The 26,723-nt window shown below is 65.6% G+C and carries 31 protein-coding genes and 1 tRNA gene; 22 read left to right on the forward strand and 10 right to left on the reverse strand.

The features are described 5' to 3' along the window. Positions 1-222: 222 nt before the first annotated feature. Positions 223-351, reverse strand: coding sequence for a hypothetical protein (locus ACQY4V_RS00255; RefSeq protein ID WP_261391488.1), 129 nt, complete (start codon positions 349-351; stop codon positions 223-225). Here ACQY4V_RS00255 and ACQY4V_RS00260 point away from each other — a divergent pair. Beyond that, positions 350-568 (forward strand): hypothetical protein, encoded by a 219-nt coding sequence (locus tag ACQY4V_RS00260; RefSeq protein ID WP_428514964.1) that lies wholly within the window; start codon positions 350-352, stop codon positions 566-568. The two genes, ACQY4V_RS00255 and ACQY4V_RS00260, sit on opposite strands and share 2 nt — an antisense overlap. Before the next feature lie 82 nt (positions 569-650). Here the strand turns inward: ACQY4V_RS00260 and pgeF are convergent, their stop codons facing one another. Genes pgeF through lgt form a run of 3 tightly spaced genes read right to left on the reverse strand, consistent with a single transcriptional unit; the run spans position 651 to position 3,375 of the window. Further along, positions 651-1,406 carry a peptidoglycan editing factor PgeF gene (pgeF, locus tag ACQY4V_RS00265; RefSeq protein ID WP_428514965.1) on the reverse strand — a complete coding sequence of 252 codons (756 nt, stop codon included), beginning with the start codon at positions 1,404-1,406 and terminating at the stop codon, positions 651-653. Beyond that, a complete protein-coding gene (locus ACQY4V_RS00270; RefSeq protein WP_428514966.1) occupies positions 1,403-2,470 on the reverse strand; it encodes a class I SAM-dependent methyltransferase in 1,068 nt (355 codons plus the stop codon). Before ACQY4V_RS00270 ends, pgeF begins: the two co-directional genes overlap by 4 nt. Further along, on the reverse strand, positions 2,467-3,375 hold the full coding sequence (gene lgt, locus ACQY4V_RS00275) for a prolipoprotein diacylglyceryl transferase (RefSeq protein WP_428514967.1): 909 nt from the start codon (positions 3,373-3,375) through the stop codon (positions 2,467-2,469). The genes ACQY4V_RS00270 and lgt overlap by 4 nt, the downstream gene beginning before the upstream one ends. 97 nt (positions 3,376-3,472) lie before the next feature. Between lgt and ACQY4V_RS00280 the strand changes: the two genes are divergently transcribed. From ACQY4V_RS00280 to ACQY4V_RS00310, 7 genes are all read left to right on the forward strand, one after another. Continuing rightward, positions 3,473-3,718 (forward strand): accessory factor UbiK family protein, encoded by a 246-nt coding sequence (locus ACQY4V_RS00280; protein ID WP_428514968.1) that lies wholly within the window; start codon positions 3,473-3,475, stop codon positions 3,716-3,718. A 133-nt stretch (positions 3,719-3,851) separates the two neighbouring features. Then, positions 3,852-4,961 carry a VWA domain-containing protein gene (locus tag ACQY4V_RS00285; RefSeq protein ID WP_428514969.1) on the forward strand — a complete coding sequence of 370 codons (1,110 nt, stop codon included), beginning with the start codon at positions 3,852-3,854 and terminating at the stop codon, positions 4,959-4,961. A 263-nt stretch (positions 4,962-5,224) separates the two neighbouring features. Further along, on the forward strand, positions 5,225-5,752 hold the full coding sequence (locus tag ACQY4V_RS00290; RefSeq protein ID WP_428514970.1) for a hypothetical protein: 528 nt from the start codon (positions 5,225-5,227) through the stop codon (positions 5,750-5,752). A gap of 352 nt (positions 5,753-6,104) precedes the next feature. After that, the gene (locus tag ACQY4V_RS00295) at positions 6,105-6,605 is read left to right on the forward strand and encodes a YbjN domain-containing protein (protein ID WP_152491277.1); all 501 of its coding nucleotides are present in this window, start codon (positions 6,105-6,107) and stop codon (positions 6,603-6,605) included. A gap of 152 nt (positions 6,606-6,757) precedes the next feature. Then, positions 6,758-7,573, forward strand: coding sequence for a pyrroline-5-carboxylate reductase (proC, locus tag ACQY4V_RS00300; protein WP_428514971.1), 816 nt, complete (start codon positions 6,758-6,760; stop codon positions 7,571-7,573). Next, on the forward strand, positions 7,566-7,907 hold the full coding sequence (locus tag ACQY4V_RS00305) for a tRNA-binding protein (RefSeq protein WP_428514972.1): 342 nt from the start codon (positions 7,566-7,568) through the stop codon (positions 7,905-7,907). The genes proC and ACQY4V_RS00305 overlap by 8 nt, the downstream gene beginning before the upstream one ends. After that, positions 7,904-8,857: a 2-hydroxyacid dehydrogenase gene (locus ACQY4V_RS00310; RefSeq protein ID WP_428514973.1), complete on the forward strand. Its 954-nt coding sequence runs from the start codon at positions 7,904-7,906 to the stop codon at positions 8,855-8,857. The genes ACQY4V_RS00305 and ACQY4V_RS00310 overlap by 4 nt, the downstream gene beginning before the upstream one ends. A 92-nt stretch (positions 8,858-8,949) precedes the next feature. Here the strand turns inward: ACQY4V_RS00310 and ACQY4V_RS00315 are convergent, their stop codons facing one another. Further along, positions 8,950-9,717: an exopolysaccharide biosynthesis protein gene (locus ACQY4V_RS00315; protein WP_428514974.1), complete on the reverse strand. Its 768-nt coding sequence runs from the start codon at positions 9,715-9,717 to the stop codon at positions 8,950-8,952. On the opposite strand from ACQY4V_RS00315, the gene ACQY4V_RS00320 reads away from it, so the two are divergent. Continuing rightward, complete coding sequence (locus ACQY4V_RS00320) at positions 9,716-10,837, forward strand: beta-ketoacyl-ACP synthase III (RefSeq protein ID WP_428514975.1); 1,122 nt, start codon at positions 9,716-9,718, stop codon at positions 10,835-10,837. The genes ACQY4V_RS00315 and ACQY4V_RS00320 overlap by 2 nt on opposite strands. Here ACQY4V_RS00320 and ACQY4V_RS00325 read toward each other — a convergent pair. From ACQY4V_RS00325 to ACQY4V_RS00335, 3 genes are all read right to left on the reverse strand, one after another. Then, positions 10,834-11,088, reverse strand: a complete 255-nt coding sequence (locus ACQY4V_RS00325) for a hypothetical protein (RefSeq protein ID WP_428514976.1) — start codon at positions 11,086-11,088, stop codon at positions 10,834-10,836. The genes ACQY4V_RS00320 and ACQY4V_RS00325 overlap by 4 nt on opposite strands. A 75-nt stretch (positions 11,089-11,163) precedes the next feature. Continuing rightward, entirely contained in the window at positions 11,164-11,574 is a 411-nt protein-coding gene (locus ACQY4V_RS00330; RefSeq protein WP_428514977.1) for a hypothetical protein, read from the reverse strand. Beyond that, positions 11,567-12,169 (reverse strand): thymidine kinase, encoded by a 603-nt coding sequence (locus tag ACQY4V_RS00335; protein WP_428514978.1) that lies wholly within the window; start codon positions 12,167-12,169, stop codon positions 11,567-11,569. The genes ACQY4V_RS00330 and ACQY4V_RS00335 overlap by 8 nt, the downstream gene beginning before the upstream one ends. 135 nt (positions 12,170-12,304) lie before the next feature. Between ACQY4V_RS00335 and ACQY4V_RS00340 the strand changes: the two genes are divergently transcribed. Continuing rightward, on the forward strand, positions 12,305-12,763 hold the full coding sequence (locus tag ACQY4V_RS00340; RefSeq protein ID WP_222451099.1) for a hypothetical protein: 459 nt from the start codon (positions 12,305-12,307) through the stop codon (positions 12,761-12,763). Between the two features lie 10 nt (positions 12,764-12,773). Here ACQY4V_RS00340 and ACQY4V_RS00345 read toward each other — a convergent pair whose 3' ends face one another. After that, entirely contained in the window at positions 12,774-14,357 is a 1,584-nt protein-coding gene (locus ACQY4V_RS00345) for an alpha/beta fold hydrolase (RefSeq protein ID WP_428514979.1), read from the reverse strand. Positions 14,358-14,483: 126 nt separating this feature from the next. On the opposite strand from ACQY4V_RS00345, the gene ACQY4V_RS00350 reads away from it, so the two are divergent. The 8 genes from ACQY4V_RS00350 (at position 14,484) to ACQY4V_RS00385 (ending at position 22,410) form a co-directional block, all read left to right on the forward strand. Further along, positions 14,484-15,182 carry a DUF4339 domain-containing protein gene (locus ACQY4V_RS00350; protein ID WP_428514980.1) on the forward strand — a complete coding sequence of 233 codons (699 nt, stop codon included), beginning with the start codon at positions 14,484-14,486 and terminating at the stop codon, positions 15,180-15,182. Next, positions 15,179-15,898 carry a DUF4339 domain-containing protein gene (locus tag ACQY4V_RS00355; protein WP_428514981.1) on the forward strand — a complete coding sequence of 240 codons (720 nt, stop codon included), beginning with the start codon at positions 15,179-15,181 and terminating at the stop codon, positions 15,896-15,898. Before ACQY4V_RS00350 ends, ACQY4V_RS00355 begins: the two co-directional genes overlap by 4 nt. 32 nt (positions 15,899-15,930) lie before the next feature. Continuing rightward, a complete protein-coding gene (locus ACQY4V_RS00360; RefSeq protein WP_428514982.1) occupies positions 15,931-17,319 on the forward strand; it encodes a GYF domain-containing protein in 1,389 nt (462 codons plus the stop codon). Positions 17,320-17,366: 47 nt separating this feature from the next. Continuing rightward, a complete protein-coding gene (locus ACQY4V_RS00365) occupies positions 17,367-17,732 on the forward strand; it encodes a RidA family protein (protein ID WP_428514983.1) in 366 nt (121 codons plus the stop codon). A 260-nt stretch (positions 17,733-17,992) separates the two neighbouring features. Continuing rightward, positions 17,993-19,339, forward strand: a complete 1,347-nt coding sequence (gene aroA / locus ACQY4V_RS00370; RefSeq protein WP_428514984.1) for a 3-phosphoshikimate 1-carboxyvinyltransferase — start codon at positions 17,993-17,995, stop codon at positions 19,337-19,339. Between the two features lie 176 nt (positions 19,340-19,515). Further along, on the forward strand, positions 19,516-21,558 hold the full coding sequence (locus ACQY4V_RS00375) for an ASKHA domain-containing protein (RefSeq protein ID WP_428514985.1): 2,043 nt from the start codon (positions 19,516-19,518) through the stop codon (positions 21,556-21,558). 125 nt (positions 21,559-21,683) lie between these two features. Beyond that, entirely contained in the window at positions 21,684-22,268 is a 585-nt protein-coding gene (locus ACQY4V_RS00380) for a hypothetical protein (RefSeq protein WP_428514986.1), read from the forward strand. A gap of 68 nt (positions 22,269-22,336) precedes the next feature. Beyond that, positions 22,337-22,410, forward strand: a tRNA-Gly gene (locus ACQY4V_RS00385). A gap of 42 nt (positions 22,411-22,452) precedes the next feature. Here ACQY4V_RS00385 and ACQY4V_RS00390 read toward each other — a convergent pair. Beyond that, complete coding sequence (locus tag ACQY4V_RS00390; protein WP_428514987.1) at positions 22,453-22,713, reverse strand: hypothetical protein; 261 nt, start codon at positions 22,711-22,713, stop codon at positions 22,453-22,455. Positions 22,714-22,876: 163 nt separating this feature from the next. Between ACQY4V_RS00390 and cmk the strand changes: the two genes are divergently transcribed. The 4 genes from cmk to ACQY4V_RS00410 all read left to right on the forward strand — a co-directional run bounded on the left by cmk (position 22,877) and on the right by ACQY4V_RS00410 (position 26,476). Next, positions 22,877-23,491 carry a (d)CMP kinase gene (cmk, locus tag ACQY4V_RS00395; protein WP_420558108.1) on the forward strand — a complete coding sequence of 205 codons (615 nt, stop codon included), beginning with the start codon at positions 22,877-22,879 and terminating at the stop codon, positions 23,489-23,491. A 35-nt stretch (positions 23,492-23,526) separates the two neighbouring features. Beyond that, positions 23,527-23,820: a hypothetical protein gene (locus tag ACQY4V_RS00400; protein ID WP_428514988.1), complete on the forward strand. Its 294-nt coding sequence runs from the start codon at positions 23,527-23,529 to the stop codon at positions 23,818-23,820. 200 nt (positions 23,821-24,020) lie between these two features. Beyond that, positions 24,021-25,706, forward strand: coding sequence for a 30S ribosomal protein S1 (gene rpsA / locus ACQY4V_RS00405; RefSeq protein WP_152491296.1), 1,686 nt, complete (start codon positions 24,021-24,023; stop codon positions 25,704-25,706). 110 nt (positions 25,707-25,816) lie between these two features. Then, positions 25,817-26,476: a hypothetical protein gene (locus ACQY4V_RS00410; protein ID WP_428514989.1), complete on the forward strand. Its 660-nt coding sequence runs from the start codon at positions 25,817-25,819 to the stop codon at positions 26,474-26,476. Positions 26,477-26,723 lie beyond the last annotated feature (247 nt).

Consider the following 26,723-nt stretch of genomic DNA (forward strand, 5'->3'; position numbering starts at 1 on the left):
ATGTACGTTACAGGGCCAATAAAGGCAGAAACGGCGAATTGTAGTCAAATTTTGCGGGGAATTGTCCGAAGCGGGCAGACAGTGCGCGGGAATGCCGGGTTATTGTCCGTGCGGGTGGGACGAAGCTGCCACAATTCACGGTCGGGGGCATTCGAATCAACTATGGCCGCTCTCTTCAGCGAGGCGGCCATTGCCGGTGTCGAAGATCGGGGGGGGATCGGATCAGGCGATCCGAAGCGTGGATGTCTTGGGCGTCATGCGGTTCGCATGGCGCACGCGGCGCGAGAACGGCATGTCGGGGGTGGCCTGCTGGCTGGTTTCGATCAGGGATTTCATCCAACGCTTCTTCATGGCTTTCCTCTTGGTTTTTTCTGCCTCGCCGCCGTTTTTGGGGCGTGTTGTTCTGATGGGTTCATATTTGCCCGGGTTTGGGGCCATGGTTTGGCGCGGCGAAGAAAATGCGAAAAAATTTTCGGGTCCCGCCAACCGGATTGTGGTCGTGCCGTCGCAATTGAAAAGGGCCAATGAAACAAGGTTAATCGCGGAATTGACGGAACCAATCCCGTGAAGAAATCGGTGATTGTTTCCCGGATTGAGGCAATCTCGTGGACGGTTTCGCCCAGATCGCGACAGAATTGCTGTGCGTCGGCCTAGAGACGGATGGCCGAGATCAGGCGGCCGTAATCGGCCTCGCCGTTATGGGTGGCGCGGCGGTAGGAAAAGAACCGCTCGGCATCGCTGTAGGTGCAGTGGCGGGTCCAGGTGGCGTCGCCAACGCCCGCGCGGCGCAGACGGTCAAGGCCGAAGCCCGGCAGGTCGAACTGGTACTTGCCCGGCTTGCCATTGGCGAAAAAGCGGGTGTTGCCGGGATCGTCGTCGGCGAAACGCTCGAAGAACTCCTCGCCCACCTCGTAGGCGGGCTGGCTGATCGAAGGGCCGATGACGGCGATGGTGTCGGCGCGGCGGGCGCCGAGCGCCTCCATCGCGTCGAGCGTGGATTCCAGGATGCCGTCGACCGCCCCGCGCCAACCGGCATGGGCGGCGCCGATGACCCCCGCCTTGCGGTCGGCAAAGAGCACGGGCTGGCAGTCGGCGGTCAGGATCGCCAGCGCAAGGCCGGGTGTGGCCGTGACGATGGCATCGGCCCTGGGCCGGGTCTCGGACGGGCCGGTGGCCACGTGGACATCGGTGGAATGGGTCTGTTTCACGGTGATCAGATGATCCTCGGCCACGTCCATGGCGCGGGCGACGCGGGCGCGGTTGATGCTGACGACCTCGGACTGATCCGAAGAGCCGCGGCCGCAGTTCAGCCCGTGAAACACGCCCGATGACGCCCCGCCCTTGCGGGTGAAGAAGCCGTGCGTGACAGGCGCGAGACTGTCGTCGGTAAGGATTTCCAGCGTCATGGTTCCAGTCCGGGTGGCGGTGCGGCACCCTCGGGGTAGAGCGCCATCGCTTTGAAGAGCGTCCCCATTTCCTCTCGTCCGGTCAAGCGATGAAATGCGGCGTGATGCGCGTCTAGCGTGTGCCCGCTCATGTTCGCGGCAAGGGCCTCGGCCCGTTGCGTGATGCCGAGGCGCGACAGAAAGAGCGCCTGCGGGGCGAGACGGGTGGTCTTGCAGGTGTCGCGGGCGGCGTCGGTCAGCGCCTCGAAATCGACGTGGGCGGAGAGGTCGGCCATGCCCGGTGCGGCGAGAATGTCGGCGCGGTCGTGGCCCTGAACCGCCTGCAGCGTGTCGCCGAGCGAGCGCCAGTCGCCGTAGTCGATGACGAGCGCCGCGCCGCCATGCGACCCGATGCGGCGGGCCAGCGCATCGATGACGGGGGCGGCGGCGGGGCAGGTCTCGACGATGTCGCCGTCGGCCGTGTCGTCGAGCCGGTGGGCGAGGGTCGGCTCGGTCCGCTTGGCGTTGAGGCCGAGGGCGAGCGTGTCGTCCGAGAGGCCGACGACGCGTTCACACCAGCCGTCGCCTTGGCGCTGGAACTGGCGGATGGGCAGCGCGTCGAAGAACTCGTTGGCGACCGAGAGCGTGGGCAGGTCGGGCAGGGTGTCGGTGCTGTCGTGCCAAGTAGGGGTGTGAGCGGCTAGGGAGTCGGCCTGCCGGGCGCGCAGGGCGGGGGAGGTTTCCACGAGGTGCACTTGCAGGACGTCGTGGAAGCCGGGCACGCCGCGCGTGGCGCGCAGGGCATCGGCCATCAGGGTGCCGCGGCCGGGGCCGAGCTCGACAAGGGCGACGGGGTTGGGCGCGCCCTGGTCGAGCCAGGTTTGCGCGAGGCAGAGGCCGATGAGTTCGCCGAACATCTGGCTGATCTCGGGGGCGGTGATGAAATCGCCCTGTTCACCGAAGGGATCCCGGGTGGAATAATAGCCGTGCCGGGGATGCATCAGGCAGGCGGCCATGTAGGCGTCGAGGCGCATGGGGCCGGTCGTGGCGATCTCGGCCCGCAGGATCTGGGCCAGGGCGGTCATCCGGGGGCGGAGGCGCGGGCGTGTCTGCGGTAGGCCAGCACCAGCGTGATCAGCCCCATGGCGACCATCGGGATGCAGAGGATCTGGCCCATGGTCAGGCCGTAGCCGTTCACGTGCCACGCCAGGCCCAGCGGGTTGCCGGGGCTGACGAACTGCGCGTCGGGCTGGCGGACGAATTCAACGATGAAGCGTCCGATGCCGTAGCCGGCGAAGAAGATTCCGGTGGCCGCGCCGACGCGCTTCAGCAGGCCGCGACGGAACACGAGGTAAAGCAGGATCGCGCCGAGGATCAGCCCTTCGAGCGCGGCCTCGTAGAGTTGCGAGGGGTGGCGGGCGCAGATCCCCACGGCGATGCCGGCGCAGTCCTGCGCCGCGGCACCGGGAAAGATCACGCCCCAGGGCAGGTCGGTGGGACGGCCCCAGAGCTCGGCGTTGATGAAGTTGGCGATACGGCCCAGGAGCAGGCCGACGGGGGTGACGGCGCAGAGGATGTCGGCGACGGTCAGCCAGCGGATGCCCTGGACCTTCGAATAGGTGATGCAGGCGACGATGACGCCCAGCAGGCCGCCGTGAAACGACATGCCGCCCTGCCATATGAGCAGGATTTCTGCCGGGTTCTGCAGGTAATACATGGGCTGGTAGAAGAGCACGAAGCCCAGCCGCCCGCCCAGAATGACGCCCAGGATGACCCATGTCGCCAGATCCTCGACCTGCTTGACGGTCATGGGGGCCACGTTGTCCTTCCACAGGTGCGGACGGTTGATCGCCATCACCACCAGACGCCAGCCGATCAGGATGCCCGCGATGTAGGACAGGGCGTACCAGCGCAGGGCAATCTCGAACCCGAAGACGGTGAACGAGAACACCTCGGACGAGATATCGGGGAAGGGGATCGCTGCTTTCATGGGCGCCTGTCTGCTGCTGGTGCGTGGCGAAGTCAACCTTGCCCCGACGCGGTTTGGTGCCCATATAGAGATCAAGTGTAACGGAAGGTAGAGCGATATGCAGACGCGCAACAAGGTTCTGGACGATATCAGCCAGCTGATGACGAACGCCATGGGCGTGGCGCAGGGCGCCAAGCAGGAGGCCGAGACGGCGATGTCGTCGATGGTGGACCGCTGGTTGGCCGACCGCGATTTCGTCACCCGCGAGGAATTCGACGCGGTGCGCGCCATGGCGCAGAAGGCCCGCGAGGAAAACGAGGCGCTGAAGGCGCGGCTGGACGCGCTGGAGAAAGGCGAGACGTAAGGTCCTTTCGAGGGGCTGGAAGATGTGGCGCGGTTCGGCAACGAGCCGCGCTTTTTCGTGCGGATGGCAAAACCTGTCCGCCCGGGCCGGAAACCGGATATAAGAACTCGGAAGGGCTGTGGGGAGAGGGATCATGCGCAGTTTAGTGGTATGGGCGGCAGGTGTCTTGATGGCAGTGCCGGTCGTTGCGCAGGAAGGCAGCGTCGACTGCCAGGCGGTGCTCGACGCCGTGCTGGCGGACCGGCCCACGGATTACCGATCCTGCGCGGCGGAGATCGTGCCAGCCGAACTGCGTCGGTGCGAAGCGCAGGAGACGGCGGGCGGACGGCCCAGCAGCCATATCCTGCTGGCGATAGACGCCTCGGGCTCGATGGCCGGCCGCGTCGGGGGCGAGACCAAGATGGCCGCGGCCAAGCGCGAGGCGCTTGGTTTCCTGCGGGACATGCCGCAGGAGGTGTCGGTCGGGCTGGTCGTATATGGCCACAAGGGCAACAACGAAGACTCCGGTAAGGCAGAGTCCTGTGCGGCGTCGGAGCTGGTGCACGGGTTCGATGCGCCGAGATCGGCGCTGGAGGCGAGCATCGCGACGCTGGAGCCGGTGGGCTGGACGCCGCTGGGCGGTGTGCTGGCCTATTCGGGCGAGGTGGTCGCGGGGCTGGAACCGCCCAAGGAGGGCGATCTGGCGCCGGTGGTTTACCTGATCTCGGACGGGGAAGAGACCTGCGACGGAGATCCTGCGGCGCAGGCGGCGGCACTCTACGAGGCCGGGGTGCGCACGAGGGTCAACACCATCGGGTTTGATGTGGATGCCGAGACGGCGGCGCAGCTGGAGGCCATCGCCGAGGCTGCGGGCGGCGTCTATTACCCGGCCGCCGACGTGGCGGCGTTGCGCCGGCAGCTTGATGCGATCACGGCGGCGGAGGCATCGCTGGCGCGGTACCGCAATTGCGTGAACGCCAATCTGGGTCGGATCGCGGCACCCTATCACGACGCACGGATCGCGCTGGCGGGATGCTACGCGCGGAACGATCCGATGAAGGCGAAATCGGCGCTGATGAACCGGGCGCGAAAGGCCGAGCGTGATGCCACGCCGGAGGCTGCCTGCGCGGAGATGCTGACGGCACATGCGCTGGCGATGGAGCTTGATGGCGGGTTCCTGAACCGGCAGTTCAAGGCGTGGGGCGAAGAGGCGAAGGCCAGGATGGAGGCTTATCGCGAGGAGATGCGCCTGGACGCGGAATAGGGGCGCGCGAGTGGGTTTTCACCCACCCTACGGGTGAAGGCGGCGCAATGGTGGGTTTCACCCACCCTACGATGTGTCCGGGCCGCGGATCATGGGAAAAACCTTGCGCATATAGGGGCGCGATGTCGGCACGATGCTGCTGACAGCCGGGGCAGGATCCTTTCAGTCGAAATCGGTATGGAACGCGCGCGGCAGGGTTTGCATTGTCCAACTACATTCACGCGGGCCAAGCGCTCGCAAGATGGAAAAAAGGAGAAGTCCTGATGAAAACGACATTCACTTCCGCACTGGCCATTGCAGCCCTCGTGTCCGCCCCGGTGGCGACCTTCGCCGCGAATGACGAGGCGACCAATGCCGAGGCCGACGCGAGCGTTTCGGCACAGGCGGGCGATGTCGCGCAGGAAGTCGGCGACACCATCTATGCCATCGGCGAAAGCACGACCGACACGGCACAGGCCGGAGTCGACGCCGTGGGTGGCGTGGCGGAAGACGCCTATGACGCGGCCAGCGACATTTCCACCGAGCTGGATGCGGCCCTGACCGGCGATGCGAAAGTCTATACCAGCGATGGTGAACTGGTCGGCACGTATAACGACGCGGATTCCCAAGGCAACATCGCGGTCGTCGATCTGGACGGCGAGATGGAAGGTGCCGACAGCCGCGCAATCGAGCGTGCAGGCATTCCGCTGAACGCGCTGATGGTCGGTGACGACGGCGTGACCGTCAACATGACCAAGGCCGAGTTCGAGACGGCGCTGAAAGCGAATGCACGGACGAGCTCGGGCGGTTAAATCGCCGGATAGAGATTGAAATCCAAGTCAATGGCTGCCTTCGGGCAGCCATTTTCATTTTGACGAGCCCGCCTTTGATCGTGGGCGCAAATGTGACGGCCGCCGGCGCAAGAGGTCCCGGATCAGGTCCGGGACGGCGGTGGGATGACGGACATTCATCCGCACCCAAGGCTTGATGAAATTTTCATGTCATCCACAACTTATTGTAGTTATCCCCAAGAAATAGCTTTACAGGTCGCAAATCCCCCCTCACCATATCTTGTAGGAAAAGCGGGAATGAACCCCTTTCCTAGAGCAGGCACCTAGCGTATGGGCGCTGCCAGCCCTTCGCTACAACACATGAGGTGGCGCCATGGCACTTTCCGAGCAGTACTTTTCAGAAGACCTTCATCCCATCGACATCGTCGAGCACCTGGCCGAGCATCACGACTGGGATTTCGACCGGATCGGCGACGACCAGATCGCGATGGCCGTTGAAGGACAGTGGCGGACCTATTCGATCACGCTGGCCTGGTCGGCCTATGACGAGACGCTGCGCCTGGTCTGCACCTTCGAGATGGAGCCGCCCGAGGAGAAGCTGCCGGCGCTGTACCACGTGCTGAACGACGTGAACGACCAGTGCTGGGCCGGCGCATTCACCTTCTGGGCCGAACAGCAGCTGATGGTCTATCGCTACGGGCTGGTGATGACCGGCGCGCAGGCGATCAGCCCCGAGCAGATCGACACGCTGATCACTGCGGCGGTGATGAGCGCGGAACGGTTCTATCCGGCGCTGCAACTGGTGGTCTGGGGCGACCGCGCGCCGAAGGAGGCGATGCAGATCGCCATCGGCGAGGCCTATGGCCGGGCCTGACGGCGCACAATTTTAAGGCGAACGGGGCGTGCCATCCGGCGCGCCCGTTTTCTTTTGCGCGGGCTGTGGCCGAAGGGGCGATGCCGTATTGCAGGGGCGCAATGCGGGGACTATCAACCCGGTCAAGGACAAGGAAAGAGGGACGCACCGGAATGGATATGCAGCATGTGGCCGACAAGGGCCTGGTCCTGCTGGGCTGTGGCAAGATGGGATCGGCGATGCTGGCCGGGTGGCTGGAGCGCGATTTGCCGCCCGGCTCGGTCTGTGTGATCGACCCCAAGCCGTCGGACTGGCTGCAAGGGACGGGTGTGCATCTGAACGCGGAGTTGCCCGAGCATCCGGCCATCGTGCTGATCGCCGTCAAGCCGCAGATGATGGGCGAGGCGCTGCCCACGATTGCGGCGATGGGCGGCGGCGGAACGCTGTTCGTCTCGGTCGCCGCGGGCACGCCGATCGAGGCGTTCGAGGCGGCGTTCGGCAGTGATAGCCCGATCATCCGGGCCATGCCCAACACGCCCGCCGCCGTCGGTCGGGGGATCACCGCAATCGTCGGCAATGGTGCGGTGAACGGCGACCAGATGGACCTGGCCGAGGCGTTGCTGAAAGCTGTGGGACAGGTGGTGCGGCTGGAGGGCGAGCACCAGATGGATGCGGTCACGGGCGTGTCGGGGTCTGGCCCCGCATATGTGTTTCACATGATCGAATGCATGGCCAAGGCGGGCGAGGCCGAGGGGTTGTCGCCGGAGCTGGCGATGCAGCTGGCGCAGGCCACGGTGGCGGGCGCGGGCGCGCTGGCCGAGGCCGCGGACGAGACACCGGCGCAGCTGCGCGAGAACGTCACCAGCCCCAACGGCACCACGCAGGCGGGGCTTGAGGTGCTGATGGACGAGGACACGGGCCTGCCGCCGCTGATGAAGGCGACGGTGAAGGCCGCCGCCGACCGCTCAAAGGAACTGCGCCGTGGCTGACGAGATCACATTCGACGATTTCCTGAAGGTGGATATCCGGGTGGGAAAGATCACCCGGGCGGAGCCGTTTCCCGAGGCGCGGAAACCCGCGATCAAGCTGTGGGTCGATTTCGGAGAGGAGCTGGGCGAGAAGAAAAGCTCGGCCCAGATCACCAAGCATTACAGCCCTGAGGGCCTTGTGGGTAAGCAGGTGATGGCTGTGGTGAACTTTCCGGCGCGCCAGATCGGGCCGGTGATGTCCGAGGTGCTGGTGCTCGGCGTGAGTGACGCCGATGGCGGCATCGTGCTGTTGTCGCCGGACCTCGAGGTGCCCATCGGAGGGCGGATGCATTGAAGCGGGTCTATTTCACCCGGCCCCTGCCCGAAAGCGTGGCGGAGATGGCGCGCGCGCATTTCGAGGTCGAGATGCGCGAGGAAAACACGCCGCTGAAGATTGGTCAGATGCGGGCGGCGCTGAACCTCTATGACGGTGTGCTGATGATGTTCGGCGACACGTTTTCGTCCGAGGTGTTCCGCGAGGCGCAGAACCCGCGCTGCAAGGTGCTGGCGAATTACGGTGTGGGGATCAACCATATCGACCTGGCCGCGGCGCGGTCCGCCGGGGTGCTGGTGACCAACGTGCCGGGGGCCGTCACCGAGGCGACGGCGGATATCGGCATGACGCTGATCATGATGAGCGCGCGGCGCGCGGGCGAGGGCGAGCGCATGGTGCGGGCGGGCAAGTGGCCCGGCTGGAACCCGACGCAGCTTTTGGGCACGCATGTGACGGGCAAGACCGTGGGGATCATCGGCATGGGCCGGATCGGGACGGCGATTGCGAAGCGGTGTCATTACGGGTTCGACATGGACGTGATCTATACCGCGCGGAGCGACAAGAATCCGGGATTTCCCTGTGAGCGGGTGGAGCTGGAAGACCTGCTGGCCCGCGCGGATTTCGCGGTGGTGGCCGTACCCGTGAGCCCGGAGACGCATCATTTGGTCGATGCGGACGCGCTTGCCCTGATGCCGAGGCACGCGCATCTGATCAACATCGCGCGGGGCGATATCGTGGACGAGGCCGCGCTGATCGCCGCCTTGCAGGAGCGGCGCATCGCGGGGGCGGGGCTCGATGTCTACGAGAACGAACCGGAGGTGCCCGAGGCGCTGAAGGCGCTGGAGAACGCGGTGTTGTTGCCGCATATGGGCACGTCGACATTGGAAGTGCGCGAGATGATGGGGCGCGTCGCGGTGGAGAACCTGCGCGCGGCGCTGGCCGGGGAGACGCCGCCGAACCTGGTGAATTGAGGTTGGGGGGCGGTGGGTTTTCACCACCCTACATGGCGTGAAGAGGTCCCGGATCAGGTCCGGGACGGCCAGGGTCCACGGGCCGGGCGGCCCTACATCGCCTGGAGCGCGAACACCGGCAGGCTGGCGCCGAGGCACATGAGGGCCAGCCCGAGGCAGGCCAGTACCCCGTCGCGCACGATGATCGCCGTGGCAAAGAAGATTGTCGCCATTCCGAGAACCGAGGATGAGAACGGCACGATCTCGAGAAAGATCATCAGGACGCCGCACAGCACGCAGAGCGCCTGGTAGAGCTTGCGGAAAGGCCGCGTCATCAGCGGTCCGAGGCGGGGACGGGTAAGCGCGTCGATCCTTTCGCCGATCCGGTGCAGGCGGCGGAGCGCGGCCAGCATCTTGTCGTTGCCGATGCTTCGGTTCATCACGAAGGCGGGCAGCCAGAGGTGGCGCCGACCCACCAGCATCTGCGCGGCGATGGAGGCGATCAGGATGCCGCAAGCGCTGGAAAACAGGGGAATCCCGCTGAGCGGCGAGGTGACCAGCAGGGCGGGCACGCACATCGCCGTGGTGAAGGAGCTCTTGCCGAACGCCTCGATCATGCAGCGCAGGGTCACCTGGTCCCGGTGGGTGGTGTCTTCGAGCCGGTCGATGATGCCGGTGATGGGCCTTGATGATCGTTCGGGATGCGCCATGTCGCCTTTCACGGATATAACCAGTGGCCTTGATGACGCGCCGCGCGTCACGTCTTGAAACGCCGCCGCACGGCCGGCAGTTCCCCGCGCCGCCGGGTTTGCCGCCGCGTTTCGCTTGACCTCGGGGCAGGGTTCTGGCGTGGTGGCCGCCACGTCGAGGGAGAGAGACATGTTCAAGCCTGCGATCACCGGCTCGGGGGTTTTCACGCCGGAAGAGACCATCACCAACGACGAGCTTGTGGTGGCGTTCAACGCGTATGCCGAGCGGTTCAACGCAGAGAATGCCGACGCTATCGCGGCGGGCGAGGTGGAGGCCAAGGCGCCGTCCTCGTCGGAGTTCATCGTCAACGCGTCGGGGATCGAGCAGCGCTACGTGATGGACAAGTCGGGCGTGCTGGATCCCGGCCTGATGCATCCCAGGCTGCGCGAGCGGTCGAATGACGAGCCGGGGATCATGGCGGAAATGGCGCTGGATGCGTGCGGCAAGGCGCTGGCGCAGGCGGGGCGCGACGCGGGCGAGGTCGACCTGATCATTTGCGCGGCCAGCAACCACGAGCGGCCCTATCCGGCGGTGGCCATCGAGATCCAGCAGTTGCTGGGGGCTAAGGGTTTTGCATTCGACATGAACGTGGCGTGTTCCTCGGCCACGTTCGGGATCCAGGCAGCGGCCGACATGGTGCGGTCGGGCAGCGTGCGCTGCGCCATCGTGGTGAGCCCCGAGATCTGTTCAGGGCACCTGGAGTGGCGCGACCGGGACTGTCATTTCATTTTCGGGGACGTGTGCACCGCGCTGGTGATCGAGCGGGCGGAGGATGCAAGGGGCGCGCATTTCATCGTGCACTCGACCCGTTGCGCCACGCAGTTTTCCAACAATATCCGCAACAACAACGGGTTCCTGCGGCGAACCCGCGACCCGGAGCTGCACGACCGGCGCGACATGCAGTTCGTGCAGGAGGGGCGCAAGGTATTCAAGGAGGTGCTGCCGCTGGTCAGCGCGCATATCGCGGATCACATGGAAGACGCCGGGGTCGCGGCGGCGGATCTCAAGCGGTTGTGGCTGCACCAGGCGAACAAGACGATGAACGATTTCATCGGGCGCAAGGTGATGGGGCGGGTCCCCGAGGCCGAAGAGCAGCCGAATATCCTGCAGGACTATGCCAACACGTCCTCGGCGGGGTCGATCATCGCGTTCTCGAAATACTCCGACGACCTGCAGCCCGGCGATACCGGGCTGATCTGTTCGTTCGGGGCGGGCTACTCCGTGGGCTCGGTCTTGGTGGAGCGGGCCTAGATCTCGGGCGCGTTGGCCTTGGGGATCAGGGGCTGATCCGCAGGATCGGCCTCGGGCGTCCATTCCGGGTCCTGCCGCTTGATCCGCTGGGAGATCATGTAGCTGGTGGGCCAGGCGAGCAGGAAGCCCGCAATCGCGCCGACGACGACGGTCCAGGCAGAATAGTACCCCAGCGAGAAGCCGGCGATCACGATGGCGCCGGTGATGAAGCTGCCGCTGAGGAGCGTGAGGTAGAGGGACAGGCGGTCCATGTCGGTTTCCTTTCCATTACGTGGGGGAAACGCGGGGGCTGCGGGCCGGGTTCCCTGAGCGCCGCGGCGCAAGCGTCACTCCGCGCAGGTGGAGCCGGGGCCGGAGGCGTAGGACCAGTCGACGGCGCAGCCCGCCTCGTCGAAGGCGAAGATGTGGGCGTTCTCGTCCTCGGTCGAGAAGGGCAGGGGCGGCTCGACCGTGACACGCAGCCAGGTCTGCACGGTGTCGGGGGCGACGCACCAGTCGAATTGCGACGGTTGCACCGCATCCCAGCCGCGGGCGCGGGCGATGCCGGTGATGTCGGCGGCGCGCAGGCAGTCGGTATCGGGCAGGTCGGCCAGGAACGCCTGCCGCGCCTCGGTATGGGCGGCGGTGGCCTTGTCGACGGAAAAATTTACCGTGTTGATCGCATAGAGGTAGAACGCGAGCAGCGCGGTCCCCACCAGGACGAGGCCCGTGACGGTGTATTTCAGCACCCTAGACATTGGGGCGATCCGGCACGGCGTCGCCCGTGACCTCGCGCCAATGGCGGCGGCAGAGGCTTTCGTAGGTTTCGTTGCCGCCGACCTGGATCTGGGCGCCGTCGGTCACCACGTGTCCGTGCGCGTCGCGGCGCACGACCATGGTGGCCTTCTTGCCGCAATGGCAGATGGTGCGGACCTCGCGCATCTCGTCGGCCAGCGCCAGAAGGGTGGCGGAGCCGGGAAAGAGATGGCCGCGGAAATCGACGCGCAGCCCGTAGCACATCACCGGCACGTTCAGGTCGTCGACCACGCGGGCCAGTTGCCAGACCTGCGCCTCGGTCAGGAACTGCGCCTCATCGACGAAGATGCAGGACAGCGGACCCGCGGCCAGCACCCCGTCCAGTCGGGAGAAGAGATCGTCTTCGGCCGTGAAGGTGTCTGCCTCGGCCCCGATGCCGATCCGAGAGCCGATATGCGCGGTCCCGGCGCGATCATCGAGCGCGGCGGTCAGCAGGTGGGTGTTCATGCCGCGTTCGCGGTAGTTGTGACTGGCCTGCAACAGCAGGGTCGACTTGCCGGCATTCATGGTGGAGTAATGAAAATAGAGCTTGGCCATGCGGCGACATATCCGCATGACGAGCGCGGGATCAAGCGTGCCGGGATCGGCGCGGGCGCCGGGCACGTAGGGTTTTCCACCATTGCGGCGCCGCGGGGCACCCCGGATAACGGCCCGGTCCAGGGAAAGAGCGCGATGTCGAAAGCCGGATCATACCTCAAGAAGCACACTGAAGCGCTGGTCAAGGACGTGGGGGTGGAGCCGGCCTGCGAGCTGACGGGCAAGTCGAAGGCCACGCTGGGGCGGTATTACTCGGACCACGAGGAGCATTCCGGCCGCTACATGCCGATCGACGCGGTGGCGGCGCTGGAGGCGGCGGCGTCCTATCCGCATGTGACCGCGGCGCTGGCGGAGTTGAACGGCACGCGGTTGAATTTCGACGACAGCCGGCAGAATGACGGCGGAACGGGCGGGGTGAATTCGGACGTGATCGCGCTGTCGCAGCGCTTTGCCATGCTGATGAGCGAGTATCACCAGTCTATCCAGGACGGGGTGATCACGGTCAACGAGGCCAAGCGCCTGCTTAAGGAGACCACCGCCCTGCAGCAGGTGCTGATCGCGATGAAGCTGCATCTGGAAGACGGCCACCTGTGATCCGCGCGGATCAGCCGCTTTGGGCGGCGACGTGATCCCAGACGGCGTCGGCGGCGGTGACGCCAAGGAAGTGCCCCCCGTCCAGCGTGGTGACGGTGCGGCCGAGCGGTTCGGGCAGCTGGGCGATCATTTCGGCGGCGCGCAGCATCGGGTCGTCGCGACCGTGCAGGATGGAAAACGGCATTTTCAGCGCCAGCATCTCGCGGTGGACGCTGTCGAAATCGAAGCTGAAATCCGCGGCGACCCCGCGCAGCGAGCTGCTGTAGATGTCCGAGAACATGGCGTAGCTGCTGGCGTCGCTGGAAAACGGGCGTTCCAGCACCTCGCGGTCGGCGGCATTGTCGCCGAAGAGCTGCATCAGCGCCACGCGGCAGGTCTTTTCGCTGAGATAGTATTTCTTGAACCGCCAGGTCACGGCCTTGAACAGGCGCGAGTTCGACACCAGACCGCGCAGGGCATCGAAGAACCCCGCGACCTTTCCGGTGCGCAGAGACTCGGTCTGCATCAGGGTCGGGGACACCAGCACCAGCGATGCGACCTCTTTCGGGGCTTCGAACGCGAGGCGGACGGCGGCGCGGGCGCCGGTCGAGTTGCCGACGACCACGCAGGGATGGCCGATATATTCGCGGATGAGCCCGTGCGCGTCGTCGACCCATTGCCGCAACAGATCGTCCTGGTCAAAGAGCGACGAGGTGGGCCGGATTTCGAGATAGCCTTCGCGGATGGGGGTGATGACCCGCAGCCCCAGCCGTTCCAGGTGCGGACCGGCGTCGCGCATGAGCAAGGCGAAGAGAACGCCGTGGCTGAGCAGGACCGGCCGGCCGCCGGGCGCGCCGAACTCCACGATATTGACGAGCCGGCCATCCGAGAGGCGCCGCGACAGGAGCCGTGCGTTGCGCGACAGGTAGCGGGCGAAGAAGGGTTCGATGAAGCCCGCATGGCTGGCCTCGCCCTCGGAGATCGAGATGAAATGGACCATCTGGCCCAGAAGCTTGGTGATCAATTCGCGCTGGCCCGAGCACATCAGCTTGCCGCAGGCGTTCTTGAGGTGGGCGCGCTTGGTCTCGTACGACAGCGCGTCGAGATCGGCCGCGGCGCGCAGGCTGGCGCCGCCGATCACCTGGAAAACGGTGCGTATCTCGGCTTGGGTCAGGCCGCTGTCCTCGTTGAAGATGTCGAGAAACTCGGAGAACAGAAGCTGGGTCACGGCGAAGCCCCGCAGCCGGCGCTTGCCGACAGTGTCGCGGTTGGACGGGGTGATCGGGACGTACCAGAACAGCATCTGGACACCGGGATCCCACGAGATGTGGCCCGCAGAAAGCCCGTGACGGGCCACGTTTCCCAGGATGGCGGCGATCTGGGGGTTGTCGGTTTCGGCGGGCAGGATCCGCGTGGAATGATCGGTGATGCTGGACAATCCGCCACGCAGGAGCTTGCCGGACCTGTCGAAGTCGGCCCATGCCAGATCGTCCTCGATGGCCGCTTCGGCCACCTTAAGGCGCTTGGCGACATAGTCGCGGGCTTCGCGGGCCTTGTCGCGCGGCAATATCGAAAACACCGACGCGAGGTCGGCGTCATAATCTCCAACTGGCATGGTCTTCCCCAATACCAGCCCTGACCTTATCGGGCCGTTACGGTGTCAGGATACCCAATTGGGTGATGTGCGCCTAGTCCGATTCTGTGAGCCTTGCAGGCGGAGATTGTAAACAGGGCATTCGGTATGGATTCTTTGGGGAAATTCGCCGCGCGGTTGCCGGGGGCGCCGGCATTTGCGCTGGCCCTGGGGCTGGTCGCGTCACCCCTGGCGGCGCAGGAGGGGCCTCCCTTCGAGGGGTATTACGTGATCGAGAACGGTCAGGCGGTGGGGCCGCTGCCCGCGTCGGAGATGCAGGCGCGGTTGCGTGACGGGCGGGTCACGGAAACCTCGCTGGTCTGGAAGAAGGGGATGCAGGACTGGGAGGCGGCGCGGTTCCGACCGGATCTGGGCGCGGAGCTTGGACCGCCGGCGGAGCGCGATCCGCAGTCAGGTCAGACCGTGCAGGATTTCGGGCGCTACCTGGCAGGCACGTGGACAAGCGAGGCCGCGCAGACCGAGTTGCCAGAGATGGGACAGGTCGACGTGGTCAGCACGATCACCTTCGGCACCGACGGGATCTTTACGTCGCTGACCAAAATGAGCAGCGTTGCCGGCGCGCCGCAGCCGATGACGGTGCATGTCGAGGGCAACGGAACCTTCACGCTGAGCGGGGCGACGGGCGACACGGTCACGGTCAGCTACCTCGGCACGTCGCTGACCAAGGTGGAGGGACAGGCCGGCGCGGGCTGGCCCGACCAGCTGCAATTCGACACGACGATCAAGGCGATCGACCAGGGCACGTTCTTCGAGGATGGCAGTACCTATCGAAAGGTGGCGCAATGAGCGGCGGCGCGATGTCCACGCCCCCGAGGGGGATGATGCGGCGGATCGGAGCGGGGGTCGTCCCGGCGCTGGTGATGGCGGTCTTGCTGGCGGTCTGGAGCGGTCCGGGTGCGGCGCAGCAGATGACGGCGGACGGGGTCTACGTGGTCGACAACGGTCAGGCGGTGGGGCCGCTGACCCATGCGGACGTGGAGCAGCGCATCAGGGATGGCCGGCTGACCGCGCAGACCATGGTGTGGAAACAGGGCATGGCCGATTGGGGTCCGGCGCGGACAGTGAAGGAGGTGGCGCAGCTTCTCAACGGTTTGCAGCCGCCGCCACCGCCGCCGGTGCGGGACTACAACGCGTTTCTCGATGGACGCTGGGAAACCGGACGCACGGATTTGCCGATCGAGGGTATCGGGCTGGGCACGCAGAAGATGGAAGTGATCTACAACAGGGTGGGCACCTACACGTCGACACAGATCATCGAGGTCTCCGATGGCATGGGAGGCGTCCTGCGCACGACCAACAAGGGCAGAGGAACGTTCAAGATCACGAACCCGTCTCCTGAAGGGTTTCACCTGTCGATGATCGGCACCACGCTGATGACCTCGAACGGGCCGGGCGGCAACGTCCCTTTGCCGGGAAATTTCAACTACGACAGTACGTTGAGGGTCGTGGACGAGAATACTCTGAATGACAATGGGCTGATCTTCCGGCGCGTGAACTACTGACGGATTTCAAGGATGACAGATTGGGGATTACCATGACGATGACGGATTTCCTGCGGCCATTGCGGACGCGTCTCGTGGCCGTGATTGTCGGCCTGGCAGTGGCGCTGGCCTTGCCGGCAGGCATGGCGGGGGCGCAAAGTTCGTCTTCGGTCACGGTGAACGGGGTGCAGATCACCATCACGGGGGGCGGGTCGCAGAGTATCTCGACCACGTCGACCGGGGCCGAGATCGTGATCGACGGGCGCGAGATCGTGATCGACGGCACCACGATCTCGCTGGATGGATCGTCGATCGACAGCGGTGCCTTCGAGGAGGTGGAGATCATCGTCGAGGGCAACACCACGCGCATCCTTGTCGATGGCAAGGAGGTCATCACCAGCACCCGGTCCGGCGCGCCATCGGATGACGGCGACGACGCGTTGAGCGAGGCGGCGAAGCTGAACAATCTCGGCGTGGCCTATTACCGGGGCGACGGGGTCGAGCAGAGTTTCGAGAAGGCGATCGAGTATTACGAACAGGCCATGGCGCTGGGCAGCACGATCGCCGCCGACAACCTGGCCAACATGTTCTGGTACGGGGTCGAGGGCATCCCCGAGGACGAGCCGCGCGCGGTCGGCTATGCCAAGGTGGCGTTCGAGGACGACCATTCCAACTCGGTCTATATCATGGGGATGGCCTATCTCCAGGCGATCACGGTCGAGAAGGACGTGGAGCTGGCGCTGGAGCTTCTGAACCGTGCGGGAGACGCGGAGCGCACCGATGCGCTGAACCAGCTGGGCGTGGAATATGCCCGGGGCGAGAACGTGCCCCAGGACGATGCGGAGGCGGCCGCGTATTACCGCCGCGCGGCGGACCTGGGCAACCATGTGTCGCAGTCGAACTATGCCTGGTTCCGCTGGCAGGGCCGGGGCGGCGAGAAGGATGCGGTCGAGGCGTTGCGCTATGCGCTGATGTCGGCCGAGCAGGGCAACACCAGCGCGACCTACCTGGCCGGGGTGATCCACTATCACGGCGGCGAGGGCGTGGAGGTCAACATGGCCGAGGCCGCGCGTCTGTTCGAGGCCGCCGCGCAGGAGGGCCACACGACCGCGGCCTTCAACCTGGGCATCATGTATCGTGACGGTGACGGGGTCGAGCAGAACCTTGACCGGGCGATCGAGTGGATGGAAGTGGCGCTGGAGCGCGGTCACGAGGAGGCCGCGGGCGAGCTTGAGCGGTTGAAGGCGAGCCGGGGTGCGGGGCAAACCCCGCAGGAGGCGATCTGGTGGTTCGCGGAGGGCCAGCAGCAGGTCGGGCCGATGACTCTGAACGACCTTCGCGCCGAGATGGCGGCGGGCCGGGTCGGGGACCGGACGCTGGTCTGGCGCAAGGGCATGTCCGACTGGGCCATGGCGGGCAGCATCGGGGAACTGGCGCAGTAGAGCGCGCCGCGTTATGACGGGGGAACACATGGGAAGGGAGCCCCGTCATGACAGATATCGTCCGCCACCATACCGCCGCCCGCATGAGCCAGATCGTGATCCATGGCGAGACGATCTATCTGGCCGGGCAGGTGGGCAACCGCGGCGACAGCGTGGCGGATCAGACCCGCACCTGCCTTGAAAAGGTCGAGGCGCTGCTGGGCGAGGCGGGGTCGGATGCGACGCGGATCCTGCAATGCACGATCTGGCTGGCCGACATGGCCGATTTCGCCGAGATGAACGACGTTTGGGACAGTTGGGTGCCCGAGGGCCACGCGCCCGCCCGGGCCTGCGGCGAAGCGAAGCTGGCGCATCCTGAACTGAAGGTCGAACTGCTGGTGACGGCGGCGAAGCACGCGAAGGACGGCAAGTGACCGGCACGCCCCGCCGGGCTTTGCGGAGCTGACCGTGGCCTCGGGTCAGGCCCGAGGATGACCTGTGGGTGGGGCAAGGCCGGTTCGAGTGGGGGCCAGCCCCCGAATGCAGTGTTGATTGGGGGCCAGCCCCCAAACACAGGTTCAATTGGGGGCCAGCCCCCAACCCCCCGGGATATTTAAGGCCAGAGGAAAGGCGTGATGGACGCTGCCCGGGGGCTGCGCTATCAGCGGGGCGAACTTTTAAGGAAGGAAGTCCGATGTCTGGTCATGGCGCGCCCGTCCCGATGCAATCCAGCCTGTCGTCTGGCCTGAAAGGCGAGGCGCATGTGCCCGGCGACAAGTCGATCTCGCATCGCAGCCTGATCCTGGGGGCGCTCAGCGTGGGTGAGACGGTGGTGACCGGCCTGCTGGAAGGCGAGGATGTGCTGGACACGGCCAAGGCGATGCGGGCCATGGGGGCGGAGGTCGCGCGCGATGCCGACGGCGCCTGGCACGTGCATGGCGTGGGCGTGGGCGGTTTCGCCGAGCCGGACCAGGTGATCGACTGCGGCAATTCGGGAACCGGCGTGCGGCTGATCATGGGGGCGATGGCGACGTCGCCCATCACCGCGACTTTTACCGGGGATGCCAGCCTGAACGGGCGGCCCATGGCGCGGGTGACCGACCCGCTGGCCCTGTTCGGGGCGCGGGCCGTGGGGCGCGAGGGCGGGCGGCTACCGATGACCATCGTCGGCGCGCGGGAGCCGGTGCCGGTACGTTACGAGGTGCCGGTGCCGTCGGCGCAGGTGAAATCGGCCGTGCTGCTGGCGGGGCTGAACGCCCCGGGGCAGACCGTGGTGATCGAGCGCGAGGCCACGCGCGACCACACCGAGCGGATGCTGGCCGGGTTCGGCGCCGAGATTTCGACCGAGGTCACGGACGAGGGCCGGGTGATCACCCTGACGGGGCAGCCGGAGCTGACTCCGCAGACCATCGTGGTGCCGCGCGACCCGTCGAGCGCGGCCTTCCCGGTCTGTGCGGCGCTGATCACCGAAGGCTCGGATGTGCTGGTGCCCAATATCGGGCTGAACCCGACGCGGGCGGGGCTGTTCACCACGCTGCGCGAGATGGGCGCGGACCTGACCTATGAGAACGAACGCGAGGAAGGCGGCGAGCCGGTGGCGGACTTGCGGGTGCGGTACTCGCCCGACATGAAAGGCATCGAGGTGCCGCCCGAGCGGGCCGCGAGCATGATCGACGAATACCCTGTGTTGTCGGTCGTCGCGGCCTGCGCCGCAGGGCGGACGGTAATGCGCGGGGTCAAGGAACTGCGCGTGAAGGAAAGCGACCGGATCGACGCGATGGCCACGGGACTGCGCGCCTGTGGCGTGACGGTCGAGGATGGCGAGGACTGGTGGATCGTCGAGGGCATGGGCGCGGGCGGCGTGCCGGGCGGGGCGACCTGCGCCAGCCACCTGGATCACCGCATCGCCATGTCGTTCCTCGTGCTGGGGCTGGCGAGCAAGGCGCCCGTGACGGTGGATGATGGCGGACCGATCGCCACCTCCTTTCCGGTGTTCGAGGCGCTGATGACCGGGCTGGGCGCACAGATCCGGCGCGTTTGAGCGCGGCGCCGGAGATTATTCGTATGAATAATCCCGGGGGGCGAAAATTCGTACGAATTTTCGGGGACGGGTCGATGACGCGGGTTTGACAGATAATGCCGGTGGCGGGCTTTCGGTCGTGCCGGAAACCGCTATGGTGCCCGCCAGACGAATGCTTGAGCCAAGGACGATGTAAGATGAGCGAGTCCGATCCACTGGTGGTTTTCACGCCCTCGGGCAAGCGCGGGCGGTTCCCGAAAGGCACGCCGGTGCTGACCGTGGCGCGGCAGCTGGGCGTCGACCTCGATTCGGTCTGCGGCGGGCGGGGGATCTGTTCCAAGTGCCAGATCACGCCGGGCTATGGCGAGTTTTCGAAGCATGGCGTCACGGTGCGCGAAGGCGCGCTGTCGAACTGGAATGCGGTCGAGGAACGCTATGACCAGAAGCGCGGGCTGAAGGCCGGGCGGCGGCTGGGCTGCCAGGCGCAGGTGATGGGCGACATCGTGATCGACGTGCCGCCCGAGAGCCAGGTGCACAAGCAGGTGGTGCGCAAGGCGGCCTCGGCCCGGGTGATCCAGATGGACCCGGCGACGCGGCTTTACTTCGTCGAGGTGGACGAGCCGGACATGCACGAGCCCACCGGCGATCTGGAGCGGCTGGAGCGGGCGCTGCGGGAGCAGTGGGAGATCGGGGAGATCACCGCCGACCTGACGCTGCTGGCGAAGCTGCAGCCGGTGCTGCGCAAGGGCAAGTTCCGGGTGACGGTGGCCTTGCACAAGTCGCATCTGGAGAGCGTGCCGCGGGTGATCGAGATCTGGCCGGGGCTGCACGAAAGCGGATTGTACGGGCTGGCGATCGACCTGGGGTCGACCACGGTGGCCGCGCATCTGACCGACCTGGAAAGCGGCGAGGTCAAGGCGTCCTCGGGTATCATGAACCCGCAGATCCGGTTCGGCGAGGACCTGATGAGCCGGGTGAGCTATGCCATGATGAACCCCGGCGGGGACAAGGAAATGACCCGCGCGGTGCGCGAGGCGATCAACACTCTGGCCGTGGAGATTGCCAAGGAAGCGGAGATCGACCCGAGCCTGATTGTCGAGACGGTGTTCGTCTGCAATCCGGTGATGCATCACCTTTTGCTGGGGATCGACCCGGTGGAGCTGGGACAGGCGCCCTTTGCGCTGGCCACGTCCGACAGCATGGCGCTGGAAGCGCGGGAGCTGGAGCTGTCGGCGATCAACACGCGGGCGCGGGTTTACGTGCTGCCCTGCATCGCGGGGCATGTGGGCGCGGATTGCGCCGCTGTGGCCTTGAGCGAGGAGCCGGGGAAATCCGAGGACCTGGCTCTGATCGTGGATGTGGGCACCAACGCCGAGATCCTTTTGGGGGACAAGAGCCGGGTGCTGGCCTGTTCCTCGCCCACCGGACCGGCCTTCGAGGGCGCGCAGATTTCCAGCGGGCAGCGGGCCGCGCCGGGGGCGATCGAGGCCATACGGATCGACCCGGAGACGAAAGAGCCGCGGTTTCGCGTGATCGGATCGGACAAGTGGTCGGACGAAGAGGGCTTTGCCGAAGAGGTGGGGCCTGGCGGCATTACCGGCATCTGCGGCTCTGGCATCATCGAGGCGGTCGCGGAATTGCGCATGGCGGGGCTGATGGACGAAAGCGGGCTCATCGGCTCGGCCGAGGCGACCGGGACGGCGCGGATGGTGCCGGAAGGGCGGACGCATTCCTACCTGGTGCATGACGCGACGGCCGAGGGCGGGCCGCGTATTACCGTGACGCAGGGCGATATCCGGGCGATCCAGCTGGCGAAATCGGCGCTGTACGCGGGCGCGCGGCTGTTGATGGACCAGCGCGGCGTGGACAAGGTGGACCGCGTGGTGCTGGCCGGGGCGTTCGGCGCGCATATCAGTGCCAAGCACGCGATGGTGCTGGGCATGATCCCGGACGTGCCGCTGGAGAAGGTCACCAGCGCGGGCAACGCGGCAGGCACGGGCGCGCGGATCGCGCTGTGCAACGTGGGGGCGCGGCGCGAAATCGAGCGGGTGGTGCGCGAAATCACCAAGGTCGAGACCGCGATCGAGCCCAAGTTCCAGGAACATTTCGTGGCCGCCAACGCCATCCCGCACAAGACCGACCCGTTTCCGGAACTGGCCAAGGTGGCGCCGCTGCCGAACCCGTCTTTCAATACAGGGGGCGACCAGGAGGGTGGCCGCCGCAGGCGGCGGCGGCGCTGACCGAAGTCCTGAGAAAGCGATTGCGCGGCGGGGGGCGATTGCGCAGAATACATACGCCCGGACCAAGGTTCGTGCGTTCCGAGCCCGCCCGAGCCCTGAGTGGCGCAACCGATTGAATGCCTGACATGACCCTTCTTTTCAAAGCGTTTTCCCTGTCCCTGTCCCTGTCCCTGTCCCTGGCGTCTGCGGTCGCCCTGCCGGCCCTTGCCTGTCCGGGGCCGGAGGACCTGAAGAAAGGCGTTGTCTTCGAGACCCATGACGGCACGGTCGAGACACATCGGCAGTTGGCCAAGGACGTGATCGTGATCCAGACGGAGTTCGCCGACGGCTCGGGGTCGATCCTGGAGACCAGGCACGGGCTCTACCTGGCAAGCTCGGTGCCCATCGAGGACGGCGTGGTGCGGGTGGCAGAGAAGGAAGTCTTCGCCAGCTATGACGAGCTCGACAAGTGGCAGGAGCCGAAGCCCGATGCCGATTGGAGCAATGACAGCAGCGGCGGGGGCACCGCCACGTCGGGCCCCATGCAGACGATCAAGCTGGGGCCGTGCGCCTATCCGGCGTTCGAGATCGACATGAGCTTCAACGACGACCCGAGCTATACCGAGCGCTATCACTACCTGCCGGAAATGGGGGTGGGATTGCTGGTGTCCAGTTCGTCGAACGGCGACGAGGAGGTCTATACCTATACCGATGTCCGCGTCGCGGAGTAGGTCCCGGCGCGGGCCAGAATCTCTCTTGACCGGGCGGAGGGCGAGGCATATCTGAGCCAGATGCGCAGGCGGGTATGATGTAATGGTAGCCTGTCAGCTTCCCAAGCTGAACGCGCGGGTTCGATTCCCGCTACCCGCTCCAACGCGTTTCCGGTCACGATTGAAGCGATGGAATGGCGGCCCGTCAGCGGGTGGCTGTGTTCTCGTTCGGCGCGGGATCGACGGACGTGGCATGACCGCCATCTATCGTTAGGAACATGCCGGCAGACAGCAGGAACCCGGCCAGAAGCACGATCTCGGCAAAGGGCAGGCCGGACAGCAGTCCTTGGCCCCAGACCCGGCGCGCCTTGCGATGGGCGCGGCACTTGTGCGCGGGGGGCCCGTGACGCGGGTCGGAAAGGGGCGACGAAGGATCGTCGTGACGGGAGTTGGCAGACTGGGTCATGGTAGATGCGGTTGTGCGTTTGAATGACGACAGGAATATGGAAAACCTGCCATCTTGTTGCCGATATAGGGTGATTTGCCCGATAAAGTCAGGCAATTTGCGGAAACACTGTGTTGCGGTGTGAACGCACCCCACGCAGCGGCAGAGCGAGGCAGGAAGATACATGAGCTTTACGGTAGCGATTGACGGGCCGGCGGCGGCGGGCAAGGGCACGGTGGCGCGGGCGGTGGCCGCGCGTTTCGGCTTTGCGCATCTGGACACGGGGCTGTTGTACCGTGCCACGGGGCGGCGGACGCTGGACGGCACCGAGCCGGTCGAGGCCGCGCGGGCGCTTTTGGCCGCGGACCTCGAGTCGGACGACCTGCGCACGGCGGAAGTCGCCCAGGCCGCCAGCCGGGTTGCGGCGGTGCCCGAGGTCCGCGCGGCGCTGGTGGAGTTCCAGCGCGCCTTCGCGGCGCGGTCGGGCGGCGCGGTTCTGGACGGGCGCGACATCGGGACGGTGATTTGTCCCGATGCCGAGGTGAAGCTGTTCGTGACGGCGAGCGACGACGTGCGCGCCCAGCGGCGGCTGGACGAACTGCTGTCCAAGGGGGCCGAGACGGATTACGACACCGTGCTGGCGGAGTTGCGCCAGCGCGACGAGCGCGACAGTGCGCGGGCCACCGCGCCGCTTTTGCCGGCGGCCGACGCGGTGTTGCTGGACACCACGACCCTGACCATCGAGGGCGCCGTGGAGGCCGCCTGCGCCGAGGTCGCGCGGGTGCGCGACGGAACGTGACCGCGCGGATCACCTTTCACCGCGGGGGCGGGTGGATGGACAGGTTCCGGGCCTACCGGCTGAGCGTGACGGGCGAGGAGGTTGGGCACATCAAGCGCAACAGCCAGCTGTCGGTCGAGGCGGAGCCGACGCAGCATATGCTGCGGGCCACGATCGACTGGTGCGGCAGCAACATCCTTTACGTGGACCTGTCGGAGGGCGGCGAGCTGCATGTGGTGGTGTCGAACCCCAACGGGCCCTTCAAAGGGCAAAGCGTGATGCGTCGGGCGCCGGGCGAATATCTTCAGCTGCGGCTGCTGGAAGGGGTTTTCGGGCTCGAAACCCCTTGATTGTCATGGCCGAGCGGGCTATAGCGCCCCTCGTCGACAAGGCGGAACCGCCGCAGAGCATTGAGAGCGAGCAGGGTCGGGAATACCGGCCCTCTTTGTTTTGCGTTTCTATGGTGGCCCGTCTGACCAACGAAACCTTGAAGACCGGCGGAGACAACCGCGCGGCCGGACACAACGAAACGTTAGGATTGAAACGCCACATGGCTCAAAACGCATCGATGGAGGAATTCGAGGCCCTCCTTAATGAAAGCCTCGAAATGGACACCCCCCAAGAGGGAACGGTTGTCAAAGGCAAGGTCATCGCGGTTGAAGCGGGACAAGCCATCATCGACGTCGGCTACAAGATGGAAGGCCGTGTCGAGCTCAAGGAATTCGCAAATCCCGGTGAAGCGCCCGAAATCGAAGTGGGCGACGAGGTCGAGGTGTTCCTGCGTTCGGCAGAGAACGCCCGTGGCGAAGCCGTCATTTCCCGTGAAATGGCCCGCCGCGAGGAAGCCTGGGACCGCCTGGAGAAAGCATACGCGGACGACGCCCGCGTCGAAGGCGCGATCTTTGGCCGTGTCAAAGGCGGCTTTACCGTCGATCTGGGCGGCGCCGTGGCCTTCCTGCCCGGCTCTCAGGTCGATGTGCGCCCCGTGCGCGACGCCGGCCCGCTGATGGGTCTCAAGCAGCCCTTCCAGATCCTGAAAATGGACCGTCGCCGCGGCAACATCGTTGTCTCGCGCCGCGCTATCCTGGAAGAGAGCCGCGCGGAGCAGCGCGCCGAGGTCATCGGCAACCTTTCCGAAGGTCAGGCCGTGGACGGCGTGGTCAAGAACATCACCGAATACGGGGCTTTCGTGGACCTGGGCGGTGTCGACGGCCTGCTGCACGTCACCGACATGGCATGGCGCCGTGTGAACCACCCCTCGGAGATCCTGAACATCGGCGAGACCGTCAAGGTCCAGGTGATCAAGATCAACAAGGAAACCCACCGCATCAGCCTGGGCATGAAGCAGCTGCAGGACGATCCGTGGGATCTGGTCGCTGCCAAGTACCCGCTGGAATCGGTGCATACCGGCCGTGTGACGAACATCACCGACTACGGTGCCTTCGTCGAGCTGGAGCCCGGTGTCGAAGGCCTGGTGCACGTCAGCGAGATGTCGTGGACCAAGAAGAACGTGCATCCCGGCAAAATCGTGTCCACGTCCCAAGAGGTCGAGGTCATGGTGCTGGAGATCGACCAGGCCAAGCGCCGCGTGTCTCTGGGCCTCAAGCAGACCATGCGCAACCCGTGGGAAGTGTTCGCGGAAACCCATCCCGAGGGCACCGAGGTCGAGGGCGAGGTCAAGAACATCACCGAGTTCGGCCTGTTCATCGGTCTCGATGGCGACATCGACGGCATGGTTCACCTGTCGGACCTCAGCTGGGACGAGCGCGGCGAAGACGCGATCCAGAGCTACAAGAAGGGCGATGTGGTCAAGGCCGTCGTCTCGGAAGTGGACGTGGAGAAAGAGCGTATTTCGCTGTCGATCAAGAACCTGGGCGGCGACAAGTTCGCCGAGGCCGTGGGCGGCGTGAAGCGCGGCTCGATCATCACCGTCGAGGTCACCTCGATCGAGGATGGCGGCATCGAGGTGGAATACGAGGGCATGAAATCCTTCATCCGCCGCTCCGACCTGTCGCGTGACCGGTCCGAGCAGCGCCCCGAGCGGTTCTCGGTCGGTGACAAGGTCGACGTGCGCGTGACCAACGTGGACAGCAAGACCCGTCGTCTGGGCCTGTCGATCAAGGCACGCGAGATCGCCGAAGAGAAAGAAGCCGTGCAACAGTATGGCAGCTCGGATTCGGGCGCCTCGCTGGGCGACATCCTGGGCGCCGCGCTGAAAGGCGACGACGACAAGTAAGCCGGATACGGTTTGCAGATTGGAAAGGCCCCGCCGTCGGGCGGGGCCTTTTCTTTTTCCGGCTGTGCTTTGCGATATTGTGCTGCGTCAGACTCCAGGGAGCGTCTCGAGTGACTTCAAAGACTGTGATTGTGTTTCTTTTGGCGACTTGCGCGTTGGCCGGGTGCCGCGGAAGCGGATACAGCATCGAGCGATACGATCAGCCCGCGCCTCCCGGTTATCCCGGTGGACTGTCGGGCAAGGTGACGACTGAGACTCACGGCCGGATCGTCGAACTGCCTTATTTCTCTTCTGCGGATGTTCCGGCCCAACCCCAGGTGCACCGGAAGACATCTGCCGAGCCGACGATCAATCTGGCGGTTGAGACGAACCAGGGCTATCTGTCCGTACGTGTGCTCTATCCGCCGTTCGGGCATGTGAACTACGGCGCTAACGGACGGGGGCAGGCGATTCCAATCGCGATCAAGATTGAAGCGCCACTTCACCCCTCCGCGCTTCTCCCGCGTGACAGCACGCGGCGATACAAGCCAATGCAGGATCTTGAATTCCGCAGTCCAGTCGACAACAAACGCAACCGGGAGGAGGCGATTGCTCTTTCCAAGGAAATCCTGGCGAACACGCATTGCCGCGGTGGCGCGGTGACCGAGGACCAAGGGGCCGGGTCGTTCGTGGAAGTATACCATCGCAATTCTCGTGCCGCGTCCGGTCTCAAGCTTGTCCCCGGTTGGTTGGTCAAACTGCGCTGCTCGAAGTGGCGCGCCAAGGGCTAGCCGGGCGTATCGCTCAGTGGTCTCCGGGCTTCGCAAAGTGCGGCACCACGAACGGCGGGAAGGCAGCGCATTGCGCCTGTAGCCCTGCCACTGCGCCCCCTGCGCGGGGGCGAAGTCAGGCGCCGAATCATATCCTGACGGGTGCGGAGAATGCTTTGACGCAGTGCAACGTTCTCGTCCATCAGGGCGGGTGAAGACGCATAGTTGGCGGAGACCTGCGCGATTTCATCGAGAATTTCCGAGTTTA

The sequence above is a fragment of the Roseovarius sp. genome (assembly GCF_965277045.1).
Lineage (GTDB): Bacteria > Pseudomonadota > Alphaproteobacteria > Rhodobacterales > Rhodobacteraceae > Roseovarius.